Source organism: uncultured Oscillibacter sp. (assembly GCF_950073225.1).
GTDB lineage: Bacteria > Bacillota > Clostridia > Oscillospirales > Oscillospiraceae > Oscillibacter.
The window spans coordinates 1-24078 of the sequence record NZ_CATMPS010000020.1 but is presented as its reverse complement, the minus strand read 5'-3'; the positions used below and the strand labels follow the sequence as shown (position 1 = coordinate 24078).

Below are 24078 nucleotides of genomic sequence, written 5' to 3'. Positions count from 1 at the left end.
CCAAAGAGCGCAAAAAGCCCGCCGTCCGCAGACGGCGGGTTTTTTATAATCCCGCAGGAAACCGTACTTTACAGCTGCTTCACCGTGTAATACACCGCCAGGGCAAAGACCACAACGCCCAAGGCCCACATGGCGTAGTACGCCACGGCGGCGCTGAACAGCCCCAGCACCACCGCCGCGGCGGACAGCCCGGCAGCGGCGTAAATGGGCAGCAGGTCCGCCTCCGGGGGAAGCAGATTCCCAAGCTTCTTGTTCTTCGCCAGATAGCACAGTCCCGCCAGCAGCAGCACATACGCCACGGCCAGCGCCTTCACAGGCAGGCCCAGCGTCAGGTGATTGAACAGGCGGCGGCACATCCACAGAAGAATCAGGGTTCCGCTCAGGGCCGTCATGGCCACGGAGCACTCCCGGTCGTAGAAGGCCCAAATGACCGTCAGAACCATGGTCACCGGCACCACCACGCTGAGAAGCGTCACGGCGGACTCGAAATACAGGCGGATGAGCATACTGCCGCCGCCGAAGAACACGCCCAGGCCAATCAGACACCAGCCGATGAGGCGCTTGCGCTGGTCGGCCTTCCAAAGCACGCTTAAAGCCACGCCCAGGACCAGCGCCGCCGCCCCCAGGCCCGCGAAAATCAGCAGCCGGTTATGCCAGGGCAAGGCCTCGGTCACCACGTCGCCGTGGATGTAATACCTGCGCAGAACCAAAAGGTATACCTCCGCCAGACAGGCCGCAAGAAAGAAGATGGTCGCGCCATACAGGGCATTATCCCGCTTCTGGGGCTTTCCGTTCGGATTCTTTGCCATTTATCAAGACCTCCAAGGTGTTTTTTCTTTCAAAAATACCCGGCGGAAACGCTCTCCGCCGACACGCTTAAATAGTATAGCAGACTTTTCTTCCTTTTGCAAGGCCCTTCCCGCCAGGTTTTTTATTTTTTCGCCTAACTCTCCCTTTTTCGTTGAGAAGCGGCCCCGGCCGTGCTATACTATCCATATTGAAATTGCAATCAGACGGACAAAGAGGTTTACTATGAAACGACTCACCGCATATGTTTTACTGACGGTCCTGTTCCTCTCGGGCTGCGGCGCGCAGATGAGCCCGGACGAGGCCCAGGAGAGCATCCAGGTCATCGCCATGGACACCGCCATGCTCATCACCACCTACGGGGAGCGCTCCCCCGCCGCCGCCTACGCCTGCGAGGACGTTATACGGGACCTGGAGGCCAAGCTCTCCCGGACCGTGGAGGACAGCGAAGTCTCCCGGCTCAACGCCGCCGGGGGAGGTGCTGTGGAGATTGGCTGGGATGCCTATTCCCTTTTGGAGCGGGCCGCCGCTTACAGCTCCTCCACCGGTGGGGCCTTTGATATCACGGTGGCCCCGGTGGTCTCCGCTTGGGGCTTCACGGAGGACAGCTTCCGCGTCCCCTCTCGAGCGGAGCTGGACCGGCTTCTCCCCCTGGTAGACAGTTCCCAGGTCTCCGTTACGCCCTCCCTTGATTCCAACGGGGACGGACCCAAGGCCACGGTCACCCTGGGTCCCGGCCAGGCCATCGACCTGGGGGGCCTGGCCAAGGGCTACGCCGCCGACAAAATCGTGGGGGTCCTTCGGGAACACGACGTGCCCCGGGCCAACATCAACCTGGGCGGCAACGTGCTGGCCTATGGCGGCCGGCCCGACGGCACCCCTTGGCGGGTGGCCATTCAGGATCCGGCCCGGGTGGGCGAGCAGGACGCCTTCGCCGGAGTGCTGGCGCTGACGGATTCCTTTGCCGTCACCTCCGGGGGCTACCAGCGGTATTTCGAACAGGATGGAAAAACCTATCATCATATTATCGACCCCGCCACGGGATACCCGGCGGACAGCGGCCTGACCTCCGTCACCGTTGTCGCCGCCCTTGGAGAGGGGGACGGCAGCGGCTTCCCCGGCACCATGTGCGACGCCTATTCTACCGCCCTTTTTATCATGGGGGAGGAACGGGCTCTGGCTTTCTGGCGGGACGAAATGATGTGGGGCGAAGAGGGCTGTCCTTTTGACCTGGTGCTGGTGACAGAGGACGGCCGGGTTGTCGTCACGGAGGGGCTGGCGGACCGCTTCACCCTGGAGGAAAGCAGCGGGTATACCCTTGAGGTGGTCTCCCCATGAGGCCGTCCCCCAAGCTCTACCCCACGGCCTGGGACGCACTGGTAGTCCTCTGCGTGGCGGCGCTGGCCGTCGCCCTGGCCCTGTTCCAGTGGCGGGGCGGAACCGCCCAGGCCCTGACGGCGGTGGTGTCCGTGGACGGCGCGGAGGTGGACCGCTTCCCGCCGGAGGACCTTCTGGAAGGCCCCAGAACCTATACCGGCAGCGGCTATACGCTGGAGGTGGCTCTTGGCATCGACTACGAGGACCCGGAACGGAACGCCCCGCCCCCCTCCGGGAAATCCGGCCTCCGGGTGGCTCTTTCCGACTGCCCCACCCAGGACTGCGTCCACACCGGGACCATCACCAGAGGCGGGCAGAGCATCGTCTGCCTCCCCGCCCGGATCGTCATCCGCCTGGAGGGCGGCGCGCCGGCCCCGGACGCGGTGGACGCGGTCTTAGGTTAGGAGGCGCGGGATGAAGCTGACAACAAAACAACTGACCCTCTGCGCCCTGCTGACGGCTATGGCCCTGGCGCTGAGCTATCTGGAAAATCTCTTTCCCCTCTCCCTGGCCATCCCCGTTCCCGGCGTGAAGCTGGGCCTTGCCAACATTGTGACGGTCTTCGCCCTCTATGCCCTGGGACCGGGGGAGGCGCTTTTGATTCTGCTGGCCCGGTGCTTTCTGGGTGCCCTTTTTGCCGGAAACATGAACGCCCTTGTCTTCTCCCTGCTGGGGGCCTTAAGCGCCCTGGGGACCATGGTCCTCCTCTCCCGGCGGCGGGCGCTTTCCATTTACGGCGTATCCGTAGGCGGCGCGGCGGCCCACAACTGCGGACAAATCGCCGCCGCCCTGCTGACCCTGGGCAGTACCGCCCCCCTCTATTATCTGCCCGTTTTGCTGGCGGTATCCCTGCTTACCGGCGGACTGACCGGGCTGGCCTCCGCCTGCCTGTTCCGGGGACTCCGGCACACCGACTTGATGAAAGGCTGACGCGTATGGACAAGAAGGACAAAAAGGACGAAATCATCCTCCAGCAGCTGGAGGTCATCCAGACCCTGACGGAGCACAACCTCCGCCGGATGGGAACGGATTTCTGGGGCTCCCCCCTGACCCCAGAGGTCAAAACGCCGGAGGCCCCATCCCGGGATGCCCCCAAATCCCCGGCCTCCTCCCAAGGCAAGCCCGACGCTCCGGAGGCCCCCCAGACCGCAGGCGCGCGTACCGAGCCCCAGGAGGAGGCTCCTCCGCCGGAGAAGCTGGAGGATCTGCAAAAGGAGCTGGACGGCTACATCGGCCTTGCCGCCGTAAAAAAGGAGGTCCGAAACCTCATTGATTTGGTAAAGGTCCACCAGCTCCGGGAGAAAAACGGCCTGCCGGTGACGGAGCTGTCCCTCCACATGGTCTTCTCCGGCAGTCCCGGCACCGGAAAAACCACCATCGCCCGGCTGATGGCCCGGATCTTCCACTCCCTGGGCATCCTCTCCAAGGGGCAGCTGGTGGAGGTGGACCGGGCCGGGCTGGTGGCGGGCTACGTGGGCCAGACGGCGCTGAAGACCAGTAAGGCCGTGGAAAAGGCCCTGGGGGGCGTGCTGTTCATCGACGAGGCCTATGCCCTGAACGGCTCCTCGGGGAACGACTTCGGCCAGGAGGCCATCGACACCATCCTCAAGGCCATGGAGGACCACCGGGACGACCTGGTGGTCATCGCCGCCGGATACGACGATTTAATGGATCGCTTCATTCACTCCAACCCCGGTTTGGAATCCCGCTTCAACCGCTTTTTGCACTTCGAGGACTACACGCCGGAGGAGCTGCTGGCCATCTTCAAGATGCGCTGCGAGAAGGGCTGCTATGAGCTGGAGGAGGACGCCGAGGGCCTTGTCCGGGACTTCCTCCGGGAGGAGAACCGGGACCCGGAGTCCTTCGGCAACGCCCGGGGGGTGCGGAATGTCTTTGAGCGGATCTTAGTCTGCCAGGCCAGCCGCCTGGCGGGACAGGGAGCCGTCACCCGGGAGGATTTGATGAAGCTGACGGCGGCGGACGTGGAGGCCGCGCGGGACGGAGAACACCTTGACCCCCTTGGAGGCCTGTGATGAAAAATCTTCTCTGCCTGCTGCTGGCCCTGGCCCTGTGCTCCGGGCCGGCGGCCTCGGCGGTAAAGTGGGCGTCTCCCGCTTCCGCCCATCCAGCGGTGCACTATGACGACATGCTCCCCGTCACCGCCTTCGACGAGACGGCCCTGCTCTCCGCCCTGAAGGAATTGGAAAGCACCTGTTCCCGCCACAGCCGGGACCGGGGAAGCCGGGAGACCCGCCGCCGGGTCCAAGCCCTCTATGAACAGATCATGGAGGAGACGGACCTGCTGGCCACCCTGGCCAACCTCAGCGCCATCCAGTACGACGCCAGCGGCGGAGCTCCGGAGGAGGCGGCGCTGTACCTGGAGCTCTCCGCCCAGCAGACCCGGCTTACCAGCCGCTGCTATCAGGCCCTGGCCGTAATGGCCGCCTCTCCCTACGGCGATATTCTGGACGCGGACGCCGGGGAGGGCGCGGCGGACAGCCTCATGGGCTACCGGGGACTGACGGAGGAGGAAGCCGCCCTCTATGAGGAAGAGGACCGGCTGATCCAGACCTACGACCAGATTATGGAACAGGGTGTTCCCGTCCTGGCGGAGGGCCGTATCTGGACGGCGGAGTCTCTGGAGTCCGCCGGGGTGGACGGGGAGACCTATGAGGCCGTCAGCCAGGCCCTGGCGGAAGAGCGGTACCGGGCCGCCGGGGAGGTTTACCTCCAACTGGTCCGCCTGCGGGCGGAGCAGGCCCAGTGGGCGGGCTATGACGATTACGCCGAATACGCCTACGAGGCCCTCTACACCCGGGACTACGGTCTGGAGGACGCCGCGGACCTCCACCGGCTGGCAAAGCGGTACATCCTCCCCCTCCAGCTGCGCCTGCTGGAGGAGACCAGCGAGCAGGAGCTCCGGGCCCTCAGCGTGCGGAGCCGCATGGACGGCGAGGAGGTGCTGGATGCCATTCAGCCCTTCGCGGAGGGCTTTGACCGGGAGATGGGAGAGACCTTCCGCTTCCTGCGGGACCACCACCTCTACGACATCGAGTACGGCGAGGCCAAGCTGCCCACCGGCTACACCGTGGCCCTGCCCGCCTACGGCAGCGCGTTTATTTTCAACAGCCCTTACGGCGACTATCAGGATCTCAGCGACACGGTGCATGAGTTCGGCCACTTCTTCGAGACCTTCCACTGTGCCCAGCACGACCTTTGGACGGACTTCAACATCGACGTGGGAGAAATTCACTCTCAGGCTTTGGAGCTGATCTTTGCCGGACAGGCGGAGGAGCTCTTTGGAGAGCGGTACGGAGAAGCCTACCGGAACGCGGTGCTCTACAACATTCTGGATTCCATTTTGGACGGCTGTCTTTACGACGAGTTTCAAACGGCGGCCTACCAAAACCCGGAGATGACCGCGGAGGAGCTGAACCGGCTTTTCAAGGTCCTGTCGGAGGACTACGGCTATTCCTACGGCCCAGGCGTGGACGCGGACCCCGCCTGGGTGGAGAACGCCCACAACTTCCAAAATCCCCTGTACTTCATCAGCTACGCCACCTCCGCCCTCTCCGCCCTGGACCTGTGGTTTCTCTACCTGGACCGTCCCCGGGAGGCCAAGGAAACCTACCTGGAGCTCTCCGCCCTGTCCCTCTCCATGCCTTACATGGCGGCTGTGGAGGAGGCGGGTCTCCGGGACATCTTCGAGCCGGAGACCGTCCCCGCCCTGTCGGAGACGCTGGAGGAGTATCTGGACGGCAGGCCCATCTCTTACGGCGAACAGCAGGGCGGCACGGCGGGGCGCTTTGAGGAAATTCTCCTGATTCTCTGCTTTGTTCTTGTAGCCCTGGGGGCTGTGCTCCGCCTCCGGCGCGCCCAGCGGCAGCGGGCAGAGCGCCGCCGGGACGCCAACGACCCCTGGCCTTCCCAGGAGAGGCGGGAGACCTTCCGCCGGAGCGGGCCGGACCCCTGGTCCGGTCAGGATAAAAAGCCCCCTTGGGAGCTGTAGCTTTATGGGACCGCCTGTTTCAGGCGGTCCCCAGCCTGTCGAAAAGCGGCCTGTTTGGAGAATATCCAGACAGGCCGCAAAGATATTGAAGGATAAAAGATAAAGGCAGTTGTGGAGGTGGGAACGGGAAGAGCGCTTTCTGGCTTTCCAGCTCGCCAGCTTTTTGAGGTTCATGGCAGCAAATTTAAGCCTCACCCAGTTGGATACCCGGGTCAGACCACGGTAAAACGTGTAGCGCGCAGTTTTTGGATTTGGTACATAAATGCCGGGTCGGGCACTGAGCGCAGATTTTCGGGTCGCTTGCGTATTCCCGGTAACCATCCCGGTTGGTGGTGCGGTAAGCCAGGGGCTGGTATTCCGGACAGATCACGCAGCCGTAGTATTCATCATAGACGTAAGCCCACCAGGGATGTCCGCCCTTTCGGGTCACGGGACGCTTGTAAGCAGTGGACAGCACCCGGCCATCATCAAACACTTTCCTGCAGATGTGCGGGGTCTTGCAGGCAGCGTCTGCCACCACGGTCTCTGCCTCGGGAAAGGCCTGGGTCAATTTGTTGTAGACATCATCAAACGCCACGCTGCCGTGGACATTGCCGGGGGTAACCACAGCCTCCAGTACACAGCCGTTCTTGTCGCAGGCAGTGTGAGCTTCGCAGGCAAAGCACCGCTTATGCTCTCCTTTGTGAAACAGCCCGCACTCCGGGTTCTTCACTCAGCGTGTATCGCAGGAACCATCGGTACGCTGCATCCGTCTTTGCTCTGCGGAGCGTCCCCGGCAGCGATACGTTCCCGTCCAGGTGTTGGAGCAGCACCAGTTTGAACAGCACTGCCGGATCGATACTCCTCTATTCCCTATTTTATCATCTTTATATGAAAAAGTCTGCCTTGTGGCAGACTTTTTCGACAGACTGAAGCAAGTCAGTTTATCTGACTTGCTTTACTGGATATAGTATGTAGACTAGCGTGCGTCTACTGCTGTATTGGGATTTGTGATGTTTCCATTTTCGTCTACAATAGCTCCAGGCCTTAACTCGGGATGGTTCTCTCCTGTATTGTGTTGATTTGCCCATGCATCCATGCCTGTTAAACCCTGGCCAGCTGCTTCGTTGTCTGCTCTGTTCTTATCTTCTTGTGATTGACCGCCACTGGGCTGGGATTGTTGTTGACTACTGCTTTGAGTTGGCTGTTGGATTTGTAGCTGACCGCCACCGCCAGGCTGCTGTTGCTGAACTACGGGCTTTGTAGTGCTTAAGTAGCTGTTTGACACATAAACTATGTTGCCGTTGCTGAGTTGTATGCGGCTCCAACCTTCTGCTTCTGCTGTTCCAATGCCTATACGGGTTACACTGTCTCCCTTGTTGAGCGAACCCGCTTTATCAAATGATGTTCCTGCTCCATTACGGAGATTTACCGTGCCGGTTGCATAGACTGTTTCGTTAACGTCAGTGAATAACTGCACCTCGTCCTCTTGGGATTCTGTTTCCTCCGGGGGCTGGGTGTCCTCGGTTTCAACGGGGGCCGCCGGGGTCTGCTCGGGTTCGGGCTCCGGGACTGGGTCCTTGATTGGTTCGGGGGTTGCGATTGGCTCCGGGGCTGATGTGCTGGGGGCTGGGTCCGTGGGTTGCTCCGCATTGGGCTGACCGCAAGCCGTCAACGATAAAGCAAGGGCCAGAGCAAGGGCGTATATCAGCGTCTTTTTCATCGTGTGTTCTCCTTCCACATTATTCTTCGTTCTGTCTCAACGGTCTGGTCCTTGGGGGTGGGTTCTTCCCGTCCCCCATGGGCTTTGCCCGGGACCGCCGAGACAACAAAAGCGGCGCAGGGTTTTGCTATATCCCTACACCGCCGAAAGCTAAACACACATTCCCATTTTTCACGCTTGAATAAACCGTGATTATTTGATAAAATGAGGACGGCGCAGAAATCTGCTGTGTGGGAGGTCATCTCTCCTGCATAGGGGCGTGGGGTGCTGGAACACTTCACGCCCTGCCTTTATTTGCTTCTGCTGGCTCTTGCTTCATTATAGCCAATAGAGTCTAAATTGTGCAAGGGATTTTTGTATTGTTGTTGACAAAGTGGCGTGGTGAGTAAGTCGGCGGCTGGACACAAGGCGGGGACGCTGGACAGCATGAAAAAACAGGGGGCCGGGTTTCGGCCTCCTGTTTCTCTGTTTTTTAGAGTTCGGCTGGGTTGGTGTTGATACTTCCTTATTGTGCCCCGGCTTCTTTTTGCTTCTTCAAGAAACCGTGAACACACTTATTCCTTCACAGCGGCCTTCAGGGCCTCCGCCCGGTCGGTCTTCTCCCAGGCTACGCCCAGGTCCTCCCGGCCCATGTGGCCGTAAGCGGCCAGCTTGCGGTAGATGGGCTTGCGGAGATCCAGGTCCCGGATGATGGCGGTGGGACGGAGATCGAAGACCTTGCCCACGGCCTCCTCCAGCTTCCCGTCGCTGACGGTTCCCGTGCCGAAGGTTTCCACCATGATGCTCACGGGTTTGGCAACGCCGATGGCGTAGGCCAGCTCAATCTGGCAGCGCTTGGCCAGGCCCGCCGCCACGATGTTCTTGGCCACCCACCGGGCGGCGTAGGCGGCGGAGCGGTCCACCTTGGTGGGGTCCTTGCCGGAGAAGCAGCCGCCGCCGTGGGGGGCGCTGCCGCCGTATGTATCCACGATGATCTTCCGGCCCGTCAGTCCCGCGTCGGCGGCGGGGCCGCCCTTGACGAAGCGTCCGGTGGGGTTCACATAGTACTTGGTGTTCTCGTCCAGCATTTCGGCGGGCAGGACCTCCTTGGCCACCAGGTTGATCATGTCCCGGCGGATCTGCTCCAGGGTCACGTCCGGGTTGTGCTGGGTGGAGATGACCACGGTGTCGATGCGGACCGGGTTGTTGTTTTCGTCATATTCCACGGTGACCTGGCTCTTGCCGTCGGGGCGCATGTAGGAGACCAGGCCGCTCTTGCGGACCTTGGTCATCTGAAGGCAGAGCTTCTGGGCCAGGGACAGGGGCAGGGGCATCAGCTCCGCCGTCTCGTCACAGGCGTAGCCGAACATCATGCCCTGGTCGCCTGCGCCGTGGTTCAGCTCGGATTCCTCGTTGTTCTTGTTTTCCAGGGATTTGTCCACGCCCAGGGCGATGTCGGCGGACTGCTCGTCAATGGAGGTGATGACGCCGCAGGTGTCGCAGTCGAAGCCGTATTTGCCCCGGTCATAGCCGATGTCCCGGACCACCTCCCGGGCGATTTTGTCGATGTCCACATAGCAGCTGGTGGTGATTTCGCCCATGACGTGGATGAGCCCGGTGCAGGCCGTAGTCTCACAGGCTACCCGGCCCTGGGGGTCCTTTTCCATGATGGCGTCCAGGACGGCGTCGGAAATCTGGTCGCAGATTTTGTCGGGATGCCCCTCGGTAACGGACTCCGAGGTGAAGAGGTAATGTCTTGCCATAGCGTTCTCCTTCTCGCTTTCCCTGAAAGCGGCGCGCCTTTTTTCTTCCCGCGCGCTGGGACAATTTGGGGCGGCTGAACAGCCCGGAAAGGCAAAGAAAAACCGCGCATTTCGACGCGAAACGCACGGGAAATCTTTCCTCGCTCCTCATCTGTCGTTTCCGCCGGATTTGGCACCTTTCCTAGGGAGGTTGCCGTGGCTTCATCGGGCCGTTCCCTCCGCCACTCTTGATAAGGATATTTACTTACGTAATATTGTATCAGGTCCTGCGGGTTTGTCAAGGGCTCCCCGCCCTTTTTCGCCGGAAATTTTTCCCGGTAAAGGCAATGTTCAAAAAATGTTGGTGACTTTTTCCGGCGAACGGGGTATAATGCTCTTTAATTCTAGAACTGAAATCGGGAGGGAGCCCCTTTGAGAAAGCTGAACAGCGCCATGGAGCGTTTCGCGCTCCAGCACCCCAACTTCGGCGTCCCCAACCTCATGCTGTACATCGTCATTGGAAACGTGATCGCCTTTTTCCTGCTGCGCATGACCAGCGGCCTGGCCATCCAATTTTTATACTTCGACTGGGGGCTGGTTCTCCGCGGGCAGATCTGGCGGCTGCTGACCTTCGTCTTTGTACCGGAGAGCACGCAGCCCTTCAACCTGATTTTGTCTTTGTACTTCATGTACTTCATCGGCTCCATGCTGGAGCGGGAGTGGGGCACGCCGAAATTCAACCTCTACTACCTCTCCGGCGTGGTCCTGACCCTCATCACGGGCGTCGCCAGCCACTACGCCTTCGGCTACGGCGTGCTGATGGGGACCTACTACGTGGGCATGTCCATGTTCCTGGCCTTCGCCGCCCTGTATCCCGACGCCCGGCTGATGCTGCTGTACATCATCCCGGTGAAGGCCAAGTGGCTGGCCCTGGCGGACGTGGCCCTCTTCGCCGTGGACATCATCGCCGCCCTGCTCCGGGGGGACTGGCTCAGAGCCCTGCTGCCCGTCATCGCCCTTTTGAACTTCCTGATCTTCTTCTGGTGTGAGATCGTGGATCAAATTGACCGGCGGCGGGCCTATGCCCGGCACCGGAACTCCCATCAGACCATCCAGTTCAAGTCCGCCGTCCGCCAGCAGCGGAAGAAGGAGGCCCAGCAGGGCTACCGGCACAAGTGCTCCGTCTGCGGCCGGACCGACACGGACTGCCCGGACCTGGAATTCCGCTACTGCTCCCGCTGCGCGGGCTACCACTGCTTCTGCGTGGACCACATCTTCAACCACGAGCATTTCAAGGAGTGAACCCTTTGAGAAATCCGTTTCCGAATCCCCGGCGCCGCCTGTCCCTGCCCCTCAGCCTGCTGGCGGCGGTGCTGCTGGCCGGGGGCATCACCCTGCTGGCCCTCTGGTGCCAGCCCAACTCCTTCCGGGGGCTCCTCTCCGGCTTCCTCCGCCAGCCCCTGCTGATTGTCCTCAACGCCCTGCCCGTGGGGCTTTTGCTCCTGGCGGCGGCGGCGCTTCTGCGAAACGTCTTCTTCGGCGCGGCCCTGGTGAATCTGGCGGTATGCGCCCTGTCCATCGCCAACCGGGTGAAAATTGAGGTCCGGGACGAGCCGGTGTTCCCCCGGGACTTCGCCCTTTTAAAAGAAGTGGGCAGCGCCCTGGAGAGCTACGACATCCACTATCCGGCGGCGCAGATCGCGGCGGCAGTCCTGGTAACCGCTGCCCTGCTGGCCCTGGGGGTTTTCATTGGCTGCAAGCCCTTTCCGGCGGAGCGGCTCCGGGGCTGGGCCGGAAGCCTCGCGGGCTTTGCGCTCTCCCTTGCCGTTCTGACGGGGCTGATTTTCACCGTTTACGCCTCCAAGGGCCTTTACCAGTCCTTCAAGGTCAGCAACGCCGAATACGTCCCCGCCGTCTTCAACGACCTGGGCTTCCCCTATGCCTTTTGCCACCATTTCACCACCTACCTGGTGGACCGGCCCGAGGGCTTCAGCCGCGCCGGGGCGGAGGAGTGGGAGACCGGGGACCGTACCGGGCTGGGGAAGGACGTCAGCGTGATCATGGTGATGAACGAGGCGTTTTCCGACATCACCGACGCTCCGGCCTTCCCGTATACGGAGGAGAACGATCCCCTGCCCAACCTCCACGCCCTCCGGCGGGACCCCCACGCCCTCAGCGGCCATGTGGTGGTGCCCGGCTTCGCCGGGGGCACGGCCAACACGGAATTTGACGTGCTGACGGGGATGCAGACCATGGCCCTCTCCGCCTCCACCACCTCCGCCATGCGGGTGGTGAACCGGAATCTGGACAGCCTCTTCCGGGTCTTTGGGAACGACGGCTACGAAACCGCCTTCTGCCACCCGGGGGACAACTGGTTTTACAACCGGGAAAACGTCTACCGCTGGTTCGGCGCGGAGGAAAGCCTGTTTATCGGGGACATGGAGGCCCCGGAGTACAAGGGCCGCTGGGTGACCGACGATTATACGGCAGACCTGATTGAAGGAGCCTTTGAAAAGGCGCGGGCCCCCCTGTTCCACTTTACCACCACCATCCAAAACCACATGTCCTACACCGCCGACAAGTACGGCCCGGGCTACCGCTTCCCGCCCACAGGCATCTCCGGCCTCTCGGAGGAGGCGGAGACCCTTCTGAGCGTCTACGTGGAGGGCGTCCGGGACGCGGACGCCATGCTGGGCCGCCTCTGGAAGTACTTCGACGCGCAGTCCGAGCCGGTGGTCCTGGTCTATTGGGGGGACCATCTGCCCTACCTGGGGAACGACATGCTGGGCTACAAGGAGCTTGGCGTCGACGTGGCCCCCGGCCCGGACGGCCGGGAGAACCTGGCGGCCTACAAAACCCCCTACGTTCTCTGGGCCAATGATTCGGCGGCGGAGGTTCTGGACTGGGACAACGCCGCGGAGGCCCTGGACCTGCCGGAGACCGTCTCCGCCTGCTTCCTGGGGGCCGCTGTTCTGGAGCTGACGGGCCGGGGGGAGGAGAGCCCCTGGTTCTCCTTCCTGAATGCGCTCCGCCGGGAGCTGCCGGTGGTGCAGAAGAGCACGTATCAATTGGCGGACGGCTCTTTCACGGAGGAGCTTTCCGGCGAGCAGCGGGAGCTCGTTCAGAAGTGGCGGCGGTGGAGCTATTACAAGCTCCAGTATAAGGAGGTCCCATGAGCGCCCGGCCCCTGGCCCTGTGCGGCGTGCTGACCGCCCTGGCGGCGGCCCTGCTTGCCCTGGGCGGCGTGATTCCCGGCATGGTCTTCTGCGCCCCCATCCTGGCCATGGGCGCGCTGCTGCCGGTGCTGGAAGAGCTGGGCCCCAAGGCCGCCGGAACGTCCTACGCCGCCGCGGCCATTCTGGCCCTTCTGCTGGCGCCGGACCGGGAGACCGCCTTTGTCTACCTGTTCTTCGGCTGGTATCCCATCCTCCGGCCCAGGATCGCCGCCCTGCCCTCCCGGCTTTTGCGCCTTGCGGCCCGGCTGGCGGTGTGCAATGTTACGGCCCTGCTGCTCTATGGCCTGGTTCTGCGGCTTATGGGCCTGACGGCGGAGCTGCTGGAGTCCGCTTGGTACTTTAACGCGGCGCTGCTGGCGGCGGGGAACGTGGTCTTTTTGCTGACGGACTCCACCCTGGCCCGGCTGACCAATATCTGGCACTGGAAATTGAAAAAGCATTTATACCGATAAGTATTGTGATTGAGGTGATACCATGAAAACCGCGCTGGTCCTGGAGGGCGGAGCCCTGCGGACCATCTACTCCTCCGGCGTGTGCGACGCTTTCCTGGACGGGGAGCTTCCCCTGCCGGACTACACCCTGGGGGTCTCCGCCGGGATAGCCTACGGCGTCAGCTACCTCTCCCGGCAGAGCCGCCGGAATCTGCAATTGATTTGCCACTATGCCAATGACAAGCGCTACATGGGCTTTCGCAACCTGGCGGACCCCCGGAACCGCTCCTACTTCGGCCTCCGGTTCGCCTATGAGACCATCCCCAACGAGCTGATTCCCTTTGACTACGACGCCTTCGCCGCCTATCCGGGCCGGGCGGAGGCGGTGGTGACCAATCTGAACACCGGGGAGGCGGAATATCTCCCCGTTCCCCGGCGGGACTCGCCCAATTTGCACCTGCAGGCCACCTGTGCCATCCCGCTGATGTTCCCCATCATCCGCATCGGGGGCCAGCCCTATCTGGACGGCGGCTGCGCCGACGCCATCCCCTGGCGGCGGGCCTTCCATGAGGGCTGTGACCGGGTGGTGGTGGTGCTGACCCGGGAGCGGGACTACTACAAGAAGCCGGGCCGCTCCGATCAGGCCATTGGCCGGGCCTTCAAAAAATACCCCTATTTCCAGGAGACCATGCGGACCCGGTCGGAGCGCTACAACGCCTGCCGGGAGGCCCTGTTCGACCTGGAACGGCAGGGCCGGGTCCTGGTCATCGCCCCCAGGGACACCCTGGGCTGTTCCCGGACGGAGAAGAACCTGGACACCCTCCGCCGCCTGTGGCAGGAGGGGTATTTCGACGGACGCCGGGAAATCGAGCGGGTCCGGGAGTTCTGGACAGCAGAATAAGGAACGCCCCCTGATGGAATCCATTCCACCAGGGGGCGTTTTTTCACCTGGAAAACTGCGTTGCCGTTGCTCCGGCCCGGTTTCTCACCAGACAGAAAGAGCGTGCGAAAGCTCTTTATGCTGCCTTTTTCTCGCGAGAAAAAGTTAGTCCTCGCACAGGCCGGCTGTGATGATGGCCATGGAGTAAACCTCCTGGGCGTTGCAGCCCCGGGAGAGGTCGTTGATGGGGGCGTTCAGGCCCTGGAGAATGGGGCCGTAGGCATCGAAGGAGCCCATGCGCTGGCAGATCTTGTAGCCGATGTTGCCCGCGTTGATATCCGGGAAGATGAAGGTGTTGGCCTGGCCGTGGACAGGGGAGTCCGGACACTTGGTCTTCATGACCCGGGGAGAGACGGCGGCGTCGAACTGGAGCTCGCCATCCACCACCACGCCGGGGAGGGCGAACTTCGCCTTTTCGCAGGCGCCCCGCATTTTGTCCACGTCCTCGCCCGCGCCGGAGCCGTGGGTGGAGTAGCTGAGGAAGGCCACCTTGGGGTCGATGCCGAAGGTCCGGGCCGTGGAGACGGTTTCCACCGCGATCTCCACCAGCTCCTCCTCGTTGGGCTTGATGTTGATGGCGCAGTCCGCCATGGCGAACACGTCCGGGTCGCCGGTGGCGGAGGGACGGACCAGGATGAAACAGCTGGAGACGATCTTGCACCCCGGCTTGGTCTTGATGAGCTGGAGGGCGGGGCGGACGGTGTCGGCGGTGGAGTAGGTGGCGCCGCCCAGGAGGGCGTCGGCGTAGCCCATCTTCACCAGCATGGTGCCAAAGTAGTTGCCCTGCTTCAGGGCGGCGCGGCACTGGTCCTCGGTCATCTTGCCCTTGCGGAGGGCCACCATCTCGGCCACCATCTTGTCCATGTCCTCAAAGGTCTCGGGGTCCAGGATCTCCGCGCCCTTGACGTTGAAGCCAACCTCCTCGGCGGCGGACAGGATTTCCTCCCGGTTGCCCACCAGCACGGGCATCAGGAACGTGGCGGACAGCAGGCGGGCGGCGGCCTCCAGAATGCGGGGGTCGGTGCCCTCGGTGAACACGATCTTGCGGGGATGGGCCTTCAGCTTTTTGATGAGAAATTCAAACATGTCTTTTCCTCCAGATGTACAAGTCTTCGCGGGGGTTTTATAGATCCATTATACACGTTTGCCCGCCCTGGTCAATCCAAATTTCGGGACGGCCGCATAAAAATTTACGGTTTTGTCACCAATTCCCAGCCCCAATATGGCACACTGAACCCGCCGCCTGGGCCGTCTGCTGTCGAAAACGCCGGAAACGCCCGGAAAACCCGCGCTTTTTTGCTCCTCTCAGGACTTGACGGAAGGGGAAAAAAGCGGTATGATAGACATCGGTAACAAATTGTAACTTTTTTAGAACATTCCGGCCCGCCCATTCCCGGGGAGGGCCCCATATAAGGAGACCCTATGAGCGAAGACAGGAAAAAAACCGCCGCCCAGGCCCCGCCCCGGCAGGACGGCAAGCCGAAGCCGGAGGCCGCCGGAGAGCGGGAGGACTTCCCCGAGGGCTGGAGCCCTTGGCGGGAGTGGGACCTCCCGCCGTCCATCCGGGATTGGGAACCGGAGGAAGGCGGGCGGGAGCGCCCGGAGCGCTCGGAGCGCCGCGCCGCCTCCCGCAGCCGGAACCGCCGGAGCGCCGCCGCCCGGAAAGCCCGCCCGCAGGAGCGGCAGGAGAACCGTTCCCCCCGGAAGGCCATTGCCGAAAAACGGCTGCATTTCCGCCGCCGCTGGCGGCGCATCGTCCGGGAGAACAAGGCCCACCGCTTCCCGGAGTCCGAACGGCTGCCCATTCAATTGGTGCTGCTTCTCTGGGGCCTGCTGCCCATGTGGGGCAGCCTCCTCCAGGAGCGGGTGCTGCAAAAGAACAGCGCCTCCCGGCAGAAGAGCGCCCGGAGCGACCAGAAAAAGCGCCGTTGGCGCATTCACCCCGCCGTCTTCCTGGGGGGGGGCTGCGTGATGGCGGCGATCGTGCTGTTCTTCTCCACCTACACCAACGGCGTTACCGTCACCTACGACGGGAAGGTGCTGGGCTCCCTCTCCAGCGAGGCGGAGGCCGAGGAGGCCCGGGCGGAGCTGGAGCAGGTCACCGCCCGTACCCTGGGCCGGAGCTTTACCATCGACGACTCCCTGATTCAGTACTCCTCCGGTTTGCTCCGCCGCCAGGACCTGGTGGACAAGGAGGTTTACGAGGAGGCCTTGAGCGAAGAGGTGGGCATGGTCACCGCCGCCTACTGCCTTTACGTGGATGGGGAGCGCATCGGGGCCACGCCCTACCAGGGAGCCCTGGAGCAGCTGCTAAAGCAGATCCAGCTCTCCGCCACCAACGAGGGCACCATCTCCGTCTCCTTTGCCGAGAATGTGGAGGTCAAGGAGGAGTACGTGCCCACCGACAGCCTGATGAACCTGGGCTACGTGGCCGAGACCCTGTACAGCACAAAAACCGCCGAGGTCACCTACACCGTGGCCAAGGGAGACACCTGGTCCGAGATTGCCGAGGACCACGGCCTGACCTCCAAGGAGCTGGAATCCCTGAACCCCGGCTACAACATCGACAAGCTGCAAATCGGCGAAATCCTCACCATGTCCGCCTCCGTGCCCTACCTGACCATGACCGTGGTTCAGCAGGAGCGGTATGTGGACAGCGTAGCCTTCGACGTGGAGTACACCGACAGCCCGGACATCTACGTGGGCGACTACAAGGTCACCTCCGCCGGAGAATACGGCGCGGCGGACACGGTGGCCAACGTCACCTATATCAACGGACAGGAAACGGAGCGGACCGTCCTCTCCAGCGTCACCCTCCGCCAGCCCGTCACGGAATACCGGCTCCAGGGCACGAAGCCCCGGCCCACCTGGCTTCCCACCGGCAGCTTCCGCTGGCCCACCACGGGGCGGATCAGCTCCCGCTTCGGCGGGCGGAGCTCCCCCGGCGGCATCGGGTCCACCAACCACAAGGGCATCGACATCGCCGTCCCGAGAGGAACTCCCATCTACGCCGCGGACGGCGGCACGGTCACCTACTCCGGGTGGATGGGCGGCTACGGCTATCTGGTTCAGATCGACCACGGCAACGGCTATGTGACCCGCTACGGCCACAACAGCAGCCTGACGGTCTCCGTGGGCCAGAAGGTCTACAAGGGCCAGCAGATCGCCCGGGCCGGCTCCACCGGCAACTCCACTGGAAACCACTGTCACTTCGAGGTCCGCTACAACGGCGTGGCCAAGAACCCGCTGAACTACCTGTAGCCACGGATAAAAGGACCGCCGGAAAAATCCGGCGGTCCTTTTGGCTGCGGTTCTTTAAAGAAAGGCGGCTCAGGGCAGCTTGTACTTCCTCAAATCCTTGTCCAGGCTCTCGGTGAACTCTCCGGCGGCCTTGAAGTCATGGAGGAAGGCGTGGCGCTGCTCGGCGTGGTCCTCCCGCTCCTCCATGACGCAGACGGCGATGTTGGAGCAGTGGTCGGATACCCGTTCCAGGTTCGTCAGAAGGTCGTTCAGGATAAAGCCCAGCTGCACGGTGCACTCCCCGCTCTGGAGGCGGTGGATGTGCCGGGCCCGGATCTCGTCGGTAAGCCGATCGATGGTCTCCTCCAGGGGCTCCACCAGCTTGGCGGCGGCGGGGTCGTCGGCCTGGAAGCAGCTTACCGCCGCGGTCAAAATATCCTCCAGGGCCTGTTCCAGCACCAGGAGCTCCGCCTCCGCCGCGCCGGAGAAGCTGAGCCCCTTTTCGTGGAGCTCCCGGGCGGACTCCTGGATGTTCAGGGCGTGGTCCCCGATGCGCTCGAAGTCCCCGATGGCGTGGAGTAGCCGGGCCACGGTGTGGATATCCTCCATGGAGAGGCCGTGCTGGGAAATCTGCACCAAATAGCCGCTGAGGCGGTCCTCGTAGACGTCCAGCTTGTCCTCGTTTTCCAGAAGCTCCGCTTCCAGATTCCCGTTATACCTGGAAAGCTGCCCCAGGGAGGCCAGAAGGCTCTTCTGGGCCAGGGTCCCCATTTCGCAGGTCATGGCGGCGCACTCGCTGACCGCCGCGCCGGGGGTGCGGAGCAGCAGGGGGTCCAGGAAGGCGAACCGGGGGGTCTTGTCCTCTTCCTTGACAGCCGCCCGGGCCAGCCATTCCAGCTGGCGGGAGAAGGGCAGCAGCAGGGCGGTGGTGCAGACGTTGAAAACCGTGTGGCACAACGCCACGCCCACGGCCCCCACGGCGGAATCCATAAAGGGGAAGTGGAACAGCAAATCCCCGCCGCAGAAGACAATGAGCCCGATGGCCGTGCCGATGATGTTGAAAGCGATGTGGATGACGGACACCCGCTTGGCCCCCCGGGAGACTCCGATGGAGGAGATCAGCGCCGTGACGCAGGTGCCGATGTTCTGGCCCATGATGATGGGGATGGCCACGCCGTAGGTGATGGACCCGGTGAGGGCCAGGGCCTGCAAAATGCCCACGGAGGCCGCCGAGGACTGGATGACCCCGGTGAAGGCCGCGCCCACGGCCACGCCCAGCAGGGGATTGCGGAAGGCGGTCAGCAGGTCCGAGAAGCCCGGCATATCCGCCAGGGGGCTGACGGAGTCCTTCATCATCTCCATGCCGGACATCAAAATGGCGAAGCCAATGAGAATCCGCCCGATGTCCCGCCGCCGCTGGCGCTTGGAGCCCATGATGAGCAGGATGCCCGCCAGGGCGAAGAGGGGGGAGAAGTTCTCCGGCTTCAAGAGGTTCAAAAGCACGCTCTCGCTCTCAATGCCGGTGAGGGACAAAATCCACGCCGTCAGCGTGGTGCCCACGTTGGAGCCCATGATGACGCCGATGGTCTGTCCCAGCTCCATGACGCCGGAGTTCACCAGGCCCACCAGCATCACCGTCACCGCCGAGGAGGACTGGACGGCGATGGTGATGCCCGCGCCCAGGAGCAGGCCCTTCATGGGGTTGGAGGTCATGCGCTTCAGCAGCCGCTCCAACCGGCCGCCGGCCATCTTCTCCAGGCTCTTGGACATGGTGGTCATGCCGTAGAGGAAGAAGGCCAGGCCGCCGCAGAGGGTAAACAGGGAAAAAATATCCATAAGCTTTCCTCGCTTCCGTGTCCGCGCCAAGGCGGACGCTCCATCTTATGTGACGGCTCCATTATATATGTGGAGGGCAGGCGCAGGGAATCGGCGGAATGACCAAAACGCAAATTTTACGGAAATTTTTGGCGTTCCGCCCAAAATTATTCTTCCGCTTTGTCTGTTTCGCCGGTTCCCTCTTCCTCCGGCTCCGGAATCCAGGGGCAGCGGCCGTAGAACGAGGTCTGTGAGCGGATTTCCTCCGCCAGCTCCGGCGCGGCCTGGCCGGGGAGAAGCCGCCAGCGCCAGTTGCCCGCGCCCACGCCGGGGACGTTGATCCGGCTCTCGCTGCCTAAGGCCAGGTAGTCCTGCATCTGGGCCACAAACAGCTCCGCGACGCTGCCCTGCCCCGCCCGCAGCAGGGCAAGGCGCACCTCCTCCGCCCCGGAAACTCCCAGGTACTTCTCGGCGAAGGCCCGCTCCCGCTTGGGGGCGGAGGCATACCACCCGGCGGCGGTGTCGTTGTCGTGGGTGCCGGTGTAGCAGACGCAGTTGGGCTGGTAGTTGTGGGGCAGGTAGGCGTTGGAGGGGTCCGAGAAGGCGAACTCCAGCACCTTCATCCCCGGCAGGCCGGACTCCTCCCGGAGCTGGTGAACGCCTTCCGTCAGGATGCCCAGATCCTCGGCGATGAAGGCGATGCCCTGAAACCAGGAGGTCAGCACCCGCAGCAGGTCCATGCCGGGACCCTTCTCCCAGGAGCCCACCCGGGCGGTCTCGGCCCCTGCCGGGACGGCCCAGTAGCTCTCCAGGCCCCGGAAGTGGTCGATGCGGATGATGTCGAAGAGCTTGGAAGCTCCCTCCACCCTCCGAATCCACCAGCCAAAGCCGTTGCGCTTCATGGCTTCCCAGTCGTACAGGGGATTTCCCCAGAGCTGGCCGTCCTCAGAGAAGTAGTCCGGCGGCACGCCCGCCACCTTGGAGGGCTTCCCCTCCTCGTCCAGAAGGAACTCCTTCCGCTCACTCCACACGTCGGCGGAGTCCAGGGAGACGTAAATGGGCAGGTCCCCGATGAGGCCCAGGCCCAGGCCGTTGACATAGGTTTTCAGCGCCGCCCACTGGGTAAAGAACCAGTATTGAACGCAGGTCTCAAAGGCCGCCTCCTCCGCCAGCTCCACCCGCCAGCGTTCCACGGCCTCCGTTTCGTGGCGGCGGAGGCCCTCGTCGGGCCACTGGAACCAGGGGAGGCCCCCGAAGTGCCGCTTCGCGGCCCGGTAGAGGGCGTACTCCCGGACCCAGGGGCGCTCCTCGGCAAAGGCCCGGGCGGCTTCCGCCGCCTCGCCGCTGACCCGGGAGAAAGCCTTGCGGAGCAGGGGCTCCCGGCTCTTTTTCAGCGCGGCGTAGTCAATCTTGTCCCCGGCGGGGACCTTGGCGGAGGCCAGCTCCTCCTCCGTCAGGAGGCCGTCCCTGGCCAAGAGCTCCAAATCAATGAACAGGGGATTTCCGGCGAAGGTGGACTCGCTGGCATAGGGGGAATCCCCGGCCCCGGCGGGGCCCACGGGGAGAATCTGCCACCAGGACTGCCCCGCGTCCTGGAGGAAGTTGGCGAAGGCCCGGGCCTCCGCCCCCAGGGAGCCGATGCCGTACTCCGAGGGCAGGGAGAAAATGGGCAGGAGGATGCCTGCGGAACGTTTCATAAGAAAACCTCCATGATGAATAGTGTGCCCCCTCATTGTAAAAAAACGCCCCCCGGTTGTCAAGAACCGGAGGGCGCCGGATTTACAGCTTTTTCTCATAGCAGTTCAAAATCTCGCGGATGTATCCGTGAAAGAAAAATTCCGTTCCCCCGGCGAAGCGGTAGCCGATGGAGGGATACAGGCGGTTGGCGGGGGCGTTCCCCTCCCAGGTGTCCAGGCGGATGACCGTCTTGCCCTGGGCCCGGGCGGTTTCCTCGCAGAAGGCCGCCATCCGCTTGGCAAGGCCCTTCCCCGACTGGGCCGGGTGGATGCAGAGGGTGTGGATTACCCCCACCTCCTCCCGCCCCGCCGGAATGGACCAGGAAATTTTGTCGTACTCGGGAAGCTGAATCCCGTTAAGGTTCACCACGCCCCAGAGCGCGCCGTCCTCCTCTCCCACATACAGGGTCCCGGCCTCCAGAGCCTTGCGGGCGTCCTCCGTAGTGGGATAGCTTCCCCGAAGCCAGTTGGTATAGGCGGGACCCTGATCCTCCTTGTCAAAAATCGCCTCGTAAATCTCCCCGATTCGGGGCAGGTCGGCGGCGGTGGCTTTGCGAATCATGGCAACGCGCTCCTCTCTCTTTAATAAATGAAATGGGGGAAAGGCGCGCCGTCCCGGCGCGCCTTTTATCGGGTTCAGGCCTGTTCCTCTCCCGCCTCCCCGGACGGGGGCGCTTCCTCCGGCGCTTCCGCCGCCGGGGGCTGCTCCGCGGCCTCCTCCGGGGCCAGGATCTTCTCGGAAATCATGTGGACCTTCTTGGCCGCCGGTTCAATCTCCGGCGGGCGGGTGGAAGCGTAGGGGTTTTCCACCAGGGCGGGGTCCCGGCCCTCGATGATGGCCACCATCTCCGCGCCGGTGATCGTCTCCTTTTCCAGAAGGTACGCCACCACCTTGTCCATGTCCTCCCGGTTCTCCCGGATCACCTCCACGGCGGTTTTGTAGGCCTCGTCCAGCAATACCTTCACGGCCTTGTCCATCCGGGCGGCGGTGTCCTGGGCGCAGTCCATGCCATAGCCCCCGTCCAGGTACTGGTTCCGCCGGGAGGCCAGGGCCATCATGCCGAATTCCTCGCTCATGCCGAACATGGCTACCATGTTCCTCGCCACATTCGTCGCGTCCTGGATGTCCTGGGAGGCGCCGTTGGTCATGGTGTCCATCACCACCTCCTCGGCGGCCCGGCCGCCCATGGAGACGGTGATCTTCGCCATCAGCTCTTCCTTGGTCCTGAGCTCCGTCTTGTCCTCCTCGGGCATCAGCAGGGTGTAGCCCAGGGAGCCCTGGGTGTGGGGGACGATGGTGATTTTCTGCACCGGCTCCGTGTTCTTCTGCTTATAGGCCACCATGGCGTGGCCCACCTCGTGGTAGGCCACCAGCTTTTTCTCGAACTCCGTCAGGACGCTGCCCTTTTTCTCCGTACCGGCGATGACCAGCTCGAAGGCGGCCAGCATGTCCTCCTGGCTCACCAGCTTCCGGCCCTTCCGCACGGCCCGGAGGGCCGCCTCGTTGACGAGGTTGGCCAAATCCGCGCCCACGCACCCGGCGGTGGCCAGGGCCACCTTCTTCAGGTTCACGTCCTCTCCCAGCTTGATGTTCCGGGTGTGGACCTCCAGGGTGGAGATGCGCCCCGCCAGGTTGGGCCGGTCGATGGTGATGCGCCGGTCAAACCGGCCCGGGCGGAGGAGGGCCTGGTCCAGCACCTCCGGGCGGTTGGTCGCCGCCAGGAGGATAACGCCCTTGGTGGGGTCAAAGCCGTCCATCTCCGCCAGAAGCTGGTTTAAGGTCTGTTCCCGCTCGTCGTTGCCGCCCATGCGGTTGTCCCGGGATTTGCCGATGGTGTCGATCTCGTCGATGAAGACGATGCAGGGGGCCACCTTGCTGGCCTCCTTAAAGAGGTCCCGGACCCGGGACGCGCCCACGCCCACGAACATCTCCACGAAGTCGGAGCCGCTGATGGAGAAGAAGGGCACGTTGGCCTCCCCGGCCACGGCCTTGGCAAGCAATGTCTTGCCGGTGCCCGGAGGGCCCACCAGCAGGGCGCCCTTGGGGAGCTTCGCGCCGATCTCCGTGTACTTGCCGGGGTTGTGGAGGAAGTCGATGATCTCCGTCAGGGACTCCTTGGCCTCGTCCTGGCCCGCCACGTCCCGGAAGGTGACCCCGGTCTGCTTTTCCATGTAGACCTTGGCGTTGGATTTCCCCACGCCGCCGATGCCCCCGATGCCGCCCATGCCCTTTTTGGCCATCCAGTTCATCACCAGGCTCATCACCAGGATGATGATGAAGAAGGGGGCCAGGTTCACCAGGAACAGCAAAATGGGGCTCATGGGGGGCTGATAGTCCTGGTTGATGCGGATGGGTTCCTCATGAGCCGGGTCCAGGGACATGCTGGCCTCCCGGACCCGCTCCACCACCGCGTCATAGGATTGGAGGCGCACGGTGAACAGCTCCAGGGACAGCTTCATCTCCCGGCCTTCCCCGTCCACATGGGTGTAAACGGCGGAACCGTCCTCCTGGGTGGATTTGGTGTATTCCATCCCCTCGCTGTTGGTGTAGACGTAGCCGTCCGCCGGGGTGATGATGAGGATGGATTCGCTGTTGTCAAAGTCCACCCCGGCCACCTTCCCGGCGTCCAGCATATCCAGGAACTCGCTGTACTCCAGCTCTACGCTGCTTGCCTGGTGGCCCATGCTGGTCATGTAGGTGGTGGCGTAGCTCACCAGCACCGCCAGCAGCACGGCCCAGCAGATCAGGTGGATAAAGCCCCGCCAGTTGCTGTTTTTATTCTGGTCCGGCTTTTTCTTGTTGTTGTTTTGGTCCATGTATGCAATTGCTCCTTTCAAGGGAACGCACGGTATTGGTCAAAGCGTGAAACCCGGCGAAATTATATGGCAGTATATCACAGAACCTGGAAACCCACAAGGAGGTTTCATGAAGTTTCTGGAAAATGTCAAGGGTTAAATGCAGAAAAATCTAAAATTGTTTTTTGTGCATTATTCACAAAAGCAATTCTACCCCCTCAATACCGGCCTCCTGGGCAAGCTCCAGCAATACCCGTCCGGCACACCT

20 protein-coding genes and 1 riboswitch are annotated in these 24078 nt (G+C 62.8%); of the genes, 10 read left to right on the top strand and 10 right to left on the bottom strand.

All coding sequences use genetic code 11. The annotated features are described in order from the left end of the window. Positions 1–68: 68 nt before the first annotated feature. Positions 69–809, bottom strand: a complete 741-nt coding sequence (locus Q1M04_RS10510) for a hypothetical protein (protein WP_293280060.1) — start codon at positions 807–809, stop codon at positions 69–71. Between the two features lie 223 nt (positions 810–1032). Here Q1M04_RS10510 and Q1M04_RS10505 point away from each other — a divergent pair, with 223 nt between their 5' ends. From Q1M04_RS10505 to Q1M04_RS10485, 5 genes are read left to right on the top strand one after another with little or no spacing between them, the layout of a single operon-like run. Continuing rightward, the gene (locus Q1M04_RS10505; protein ID WP_297999051.1) at positions 1033–2145 is read left to right on the top strand and encodes an FAD:protein FMN transferase; all 1113 of its coding nucleotides are present in this window, start codon (positions 1033–1035) and stop codon (positions 2143–2145) included. Further along, a complete protein-coding gene (locus tag Q1M04_RS10500; RefSeq protein ID WP_297999049.1) occupies positions 2142–2588 on the top strand; it encodes a NusG domain II-containing protein in 447 nt (148 codons plus the stop codon). Before Q1M04_RS10505 ends, Q1M04_RS10500 begins: the two co-directional genes overlap by 4 nt. 10 nt (positions 2589–2598) lie before the next feature. Further along, a complete protein-coding gene (locus tag Q1M04_RS10495) occupies positions 2599–3114 on the top strand; it encodes a Gx transporter family protein (RefSeq protein WP_293280063.1) in 516 nt (171 codons plus the stop codon). A 5-nt stretch (positions 3115–3119) separates the two neighbouring features. Continuing rightward, the gene (locus Q1M04_RS10490; RefSeq protein ID WP_297999047.1) at positions 3120–4217 is read left to right on the top strand and encodes an AAA family ATPase; all 1098 of its coding nucleotides are present in this window, start codon (positions 3120–3122) and stop codon (positions 4215–4217) included. Further along, positions 4217–6193, top strand: a complete 1977-nt coding sequence (locus Q1M04_RS10485) for a hypothetical protein (protein ID WP_297999045.1) — start codon at positions 4217–4219, stop codon at positions 6191–6193. Before Q1M04_RS10490 ends, Q1M04_RS10485 begins: the two co-directional genes overlap by 1 nt. 184 nt (positions 6194–6377) lie before the next feature. Here Q1M04_RS10485 and Q1M04_RS10480 read toward each other — a convergent pair whose 3' ends face one another. The 4 genes from Q1M04_RS10480 to metK form a co-directional block, all read right to left on the bottom strand. Beyond that, the gene (locus tag Q1M04_RS10480; RefSeq protein ID WP_300345913.1) at positions 6378–6905 is read right to left on the bottom strand and encodes a transposase; all 528 of its coding nucleotides are present in this window, start codon (positions 6903–6905) and stop codon (positions 6378–6380) included. Further along, positions 6862–7032 carry a transposase gene (locus Q1M04_RS16165; RefSeq protein ID WP_366140822.1) on the bottom strand — a complete coding sequence of 57 codons (171 nt, stop codon included), beginning with the start codon at positions 7030–7032 and terminating at the stop codon, positions 6862–6864. The genes Q1M04_RS10480 and Q1M04_RS16165 overlap by 44 nt, the downstream gene beginning before the upstream one ends. 119 nt (positions 7033–7151) lie before the next feature. Beyond that, positions 7152–7895, bottom strand: coding sequence for an SH3 domain-containing protein (locus Q1M04_RS10475; RefSeq protein WP_297999614.1), 744 nt, complete (start codon positions 7893–7895; stop codon positions 7152–7154). A 554-nt stretch (positions 7896–8449) separates the two neighbouring features. After that, the gene (metK, locus tag Q1M04_RS10470; protein WP_297999617.1) at positions 8450–9637 is read right to left on the bottom strand and encodes a methionine adenosyltransferase; all 1188 of its coding nucleotides are present in this window, start codon (positions 9635–9637) and stop codon (positions 8450–8452) included. 144 nt (positions 9638–9781) lie between these two features. Continuing rightward, positions 9782–9874, bottom strand: a riboswitch (SAM riboswitch). 174 nt (positions 9875–10048) lie between these two features. Here metK and Q1M04_RS10465 point away from each other — a divergent pair. From Q1M04_RS10465 to Q1M04_RS10450, 4 genes are read left to right on the top strand one after another with little or no spacing between them, the layout of a single operon-like run. Next, complete coding sequence (locus Q1M04_RS10465) at positions 10049–10918, top strand: rhomboid family intramembrane serine protease (protein WP_293279090.1); 870 nt, start codon at positions 10049–10051, stop codon at positions 10916–10918. Positions 10919–10923: 5 nt separating this feature from the next. Then, positions 10924–12792 (top strand): LTA synthase family protein, encoded by a 1869-nt coding sequence (locus tag Q1M04_RS10460; protein WP_297999621.1) that lies wholly within the window; start codon positions 10924–10926, stop codon positions 12790–12792. Beyond that, a complete protein-coding gene (locus tag Q1M04_RS10455; RefSeq protein WP_297999625.1) occupies positions 12789–13304 on the top strand; it encodes a hypothetical protein in 516 nt (171 codons plus the stop codon). The genes Q1M04_RS10460 and Q1M04_RS10455 overlap by 4 nt, the downstream gene beginning before the upstream one ends. Positions 13305–13326: 22 nt before the next feature. After that, positions 13327–14184, top strand: a complete 858-nt coding sequence (locus Q1M04_RS10450; RefSeq protein WP_293279083.1) for a patatin family protein — start codon at positions 13327–13329, stop codon at positions 14182–14184. Between the two features lie 144 nt (positions 14185–14328). On the opposite strand, the gene pta is transcribed toward Q1M04_RS10450, so the two are convergent. Then, entirely contained in the window at positions 14329–15309 is a 981-nt protein-coding gene (gene pta / locus Q1M04_RS10445; protein ID WP_297294349.1) for a phosphate acetyltransferase, read from the bottom strand. Positions 15310–15645: 336 nt separating this feature from the next. Between pta and Q1M04_RS10440 the strand changes: the two genes are divergently transcribed. Further along, the gene (locus Q1M04_RS10440) at positions 15646–17484 is read left to right on the top strand and encodes a peptidoglycan DD-metalloendopeptidase family protein (RefSeq protein WP_297999628.1); all 1839 of its coding nucleotides are present in this window, start codon (positions 15646–15648) and stop codon (positions 17482–17484) included. A gap of 69 nt (positions 17485–17553) precedes the next feature. Here the strand turns inward: Q1M04_RS10440 and Q1M04_RS10435 are convergent, their stop codons facing one another. From Q1M04_RS10435 to ftsH, 4 genes are all read right to left on the bottom strand, one after another. After that, complete coding sequence (locus Q1M04_RS10435; protein ID WP_297999631.1) at positions 17554–19299, bottom strand: Na/Pi cotransporter family protein; 1746 nt, start codon at positions 19297–19299, stop codon at positions 17554–17556. A gap of 146 nt (positions 19300–19445) precedes the next feature. Continuing rightward, positions 19446–20975, bottom strand: coding sequence for a 4-alpha-glucanotransferase (gene malQ, locus Q1M04_RS10430; RefSeq protein WP_297999633.1), 1530 nt, complete (start codon positions 20973–20975; stop codon positions 19446–19448). A gap of 82 nt (positions 20976–21057) precedes the next feature. Then, entirely contained in the window at positions 21058–21576 is a 519-nt protein-coding gene (locus Q1M04_RS10425; RefSeq protein WP_293280200.1) for a GNAT family N-acetyltransferase, read from the bottom strand. Between the two features lie 74 nt (positions 21577–21650). Continuing rightward, on the bottom strand, positions 21651–23831 hold the full coding sequence (ftsH, locus tag Q1M04_RS10420) for an ATP-dependent zinc metalloprotease FtsH (protein ID WP_297999636.1): 2181 nt from the start codon (positions 23829–23831) through the stop codon (positions 21651–21653). Positions 23832–24078: the final 247 nt, after the last annotated feature.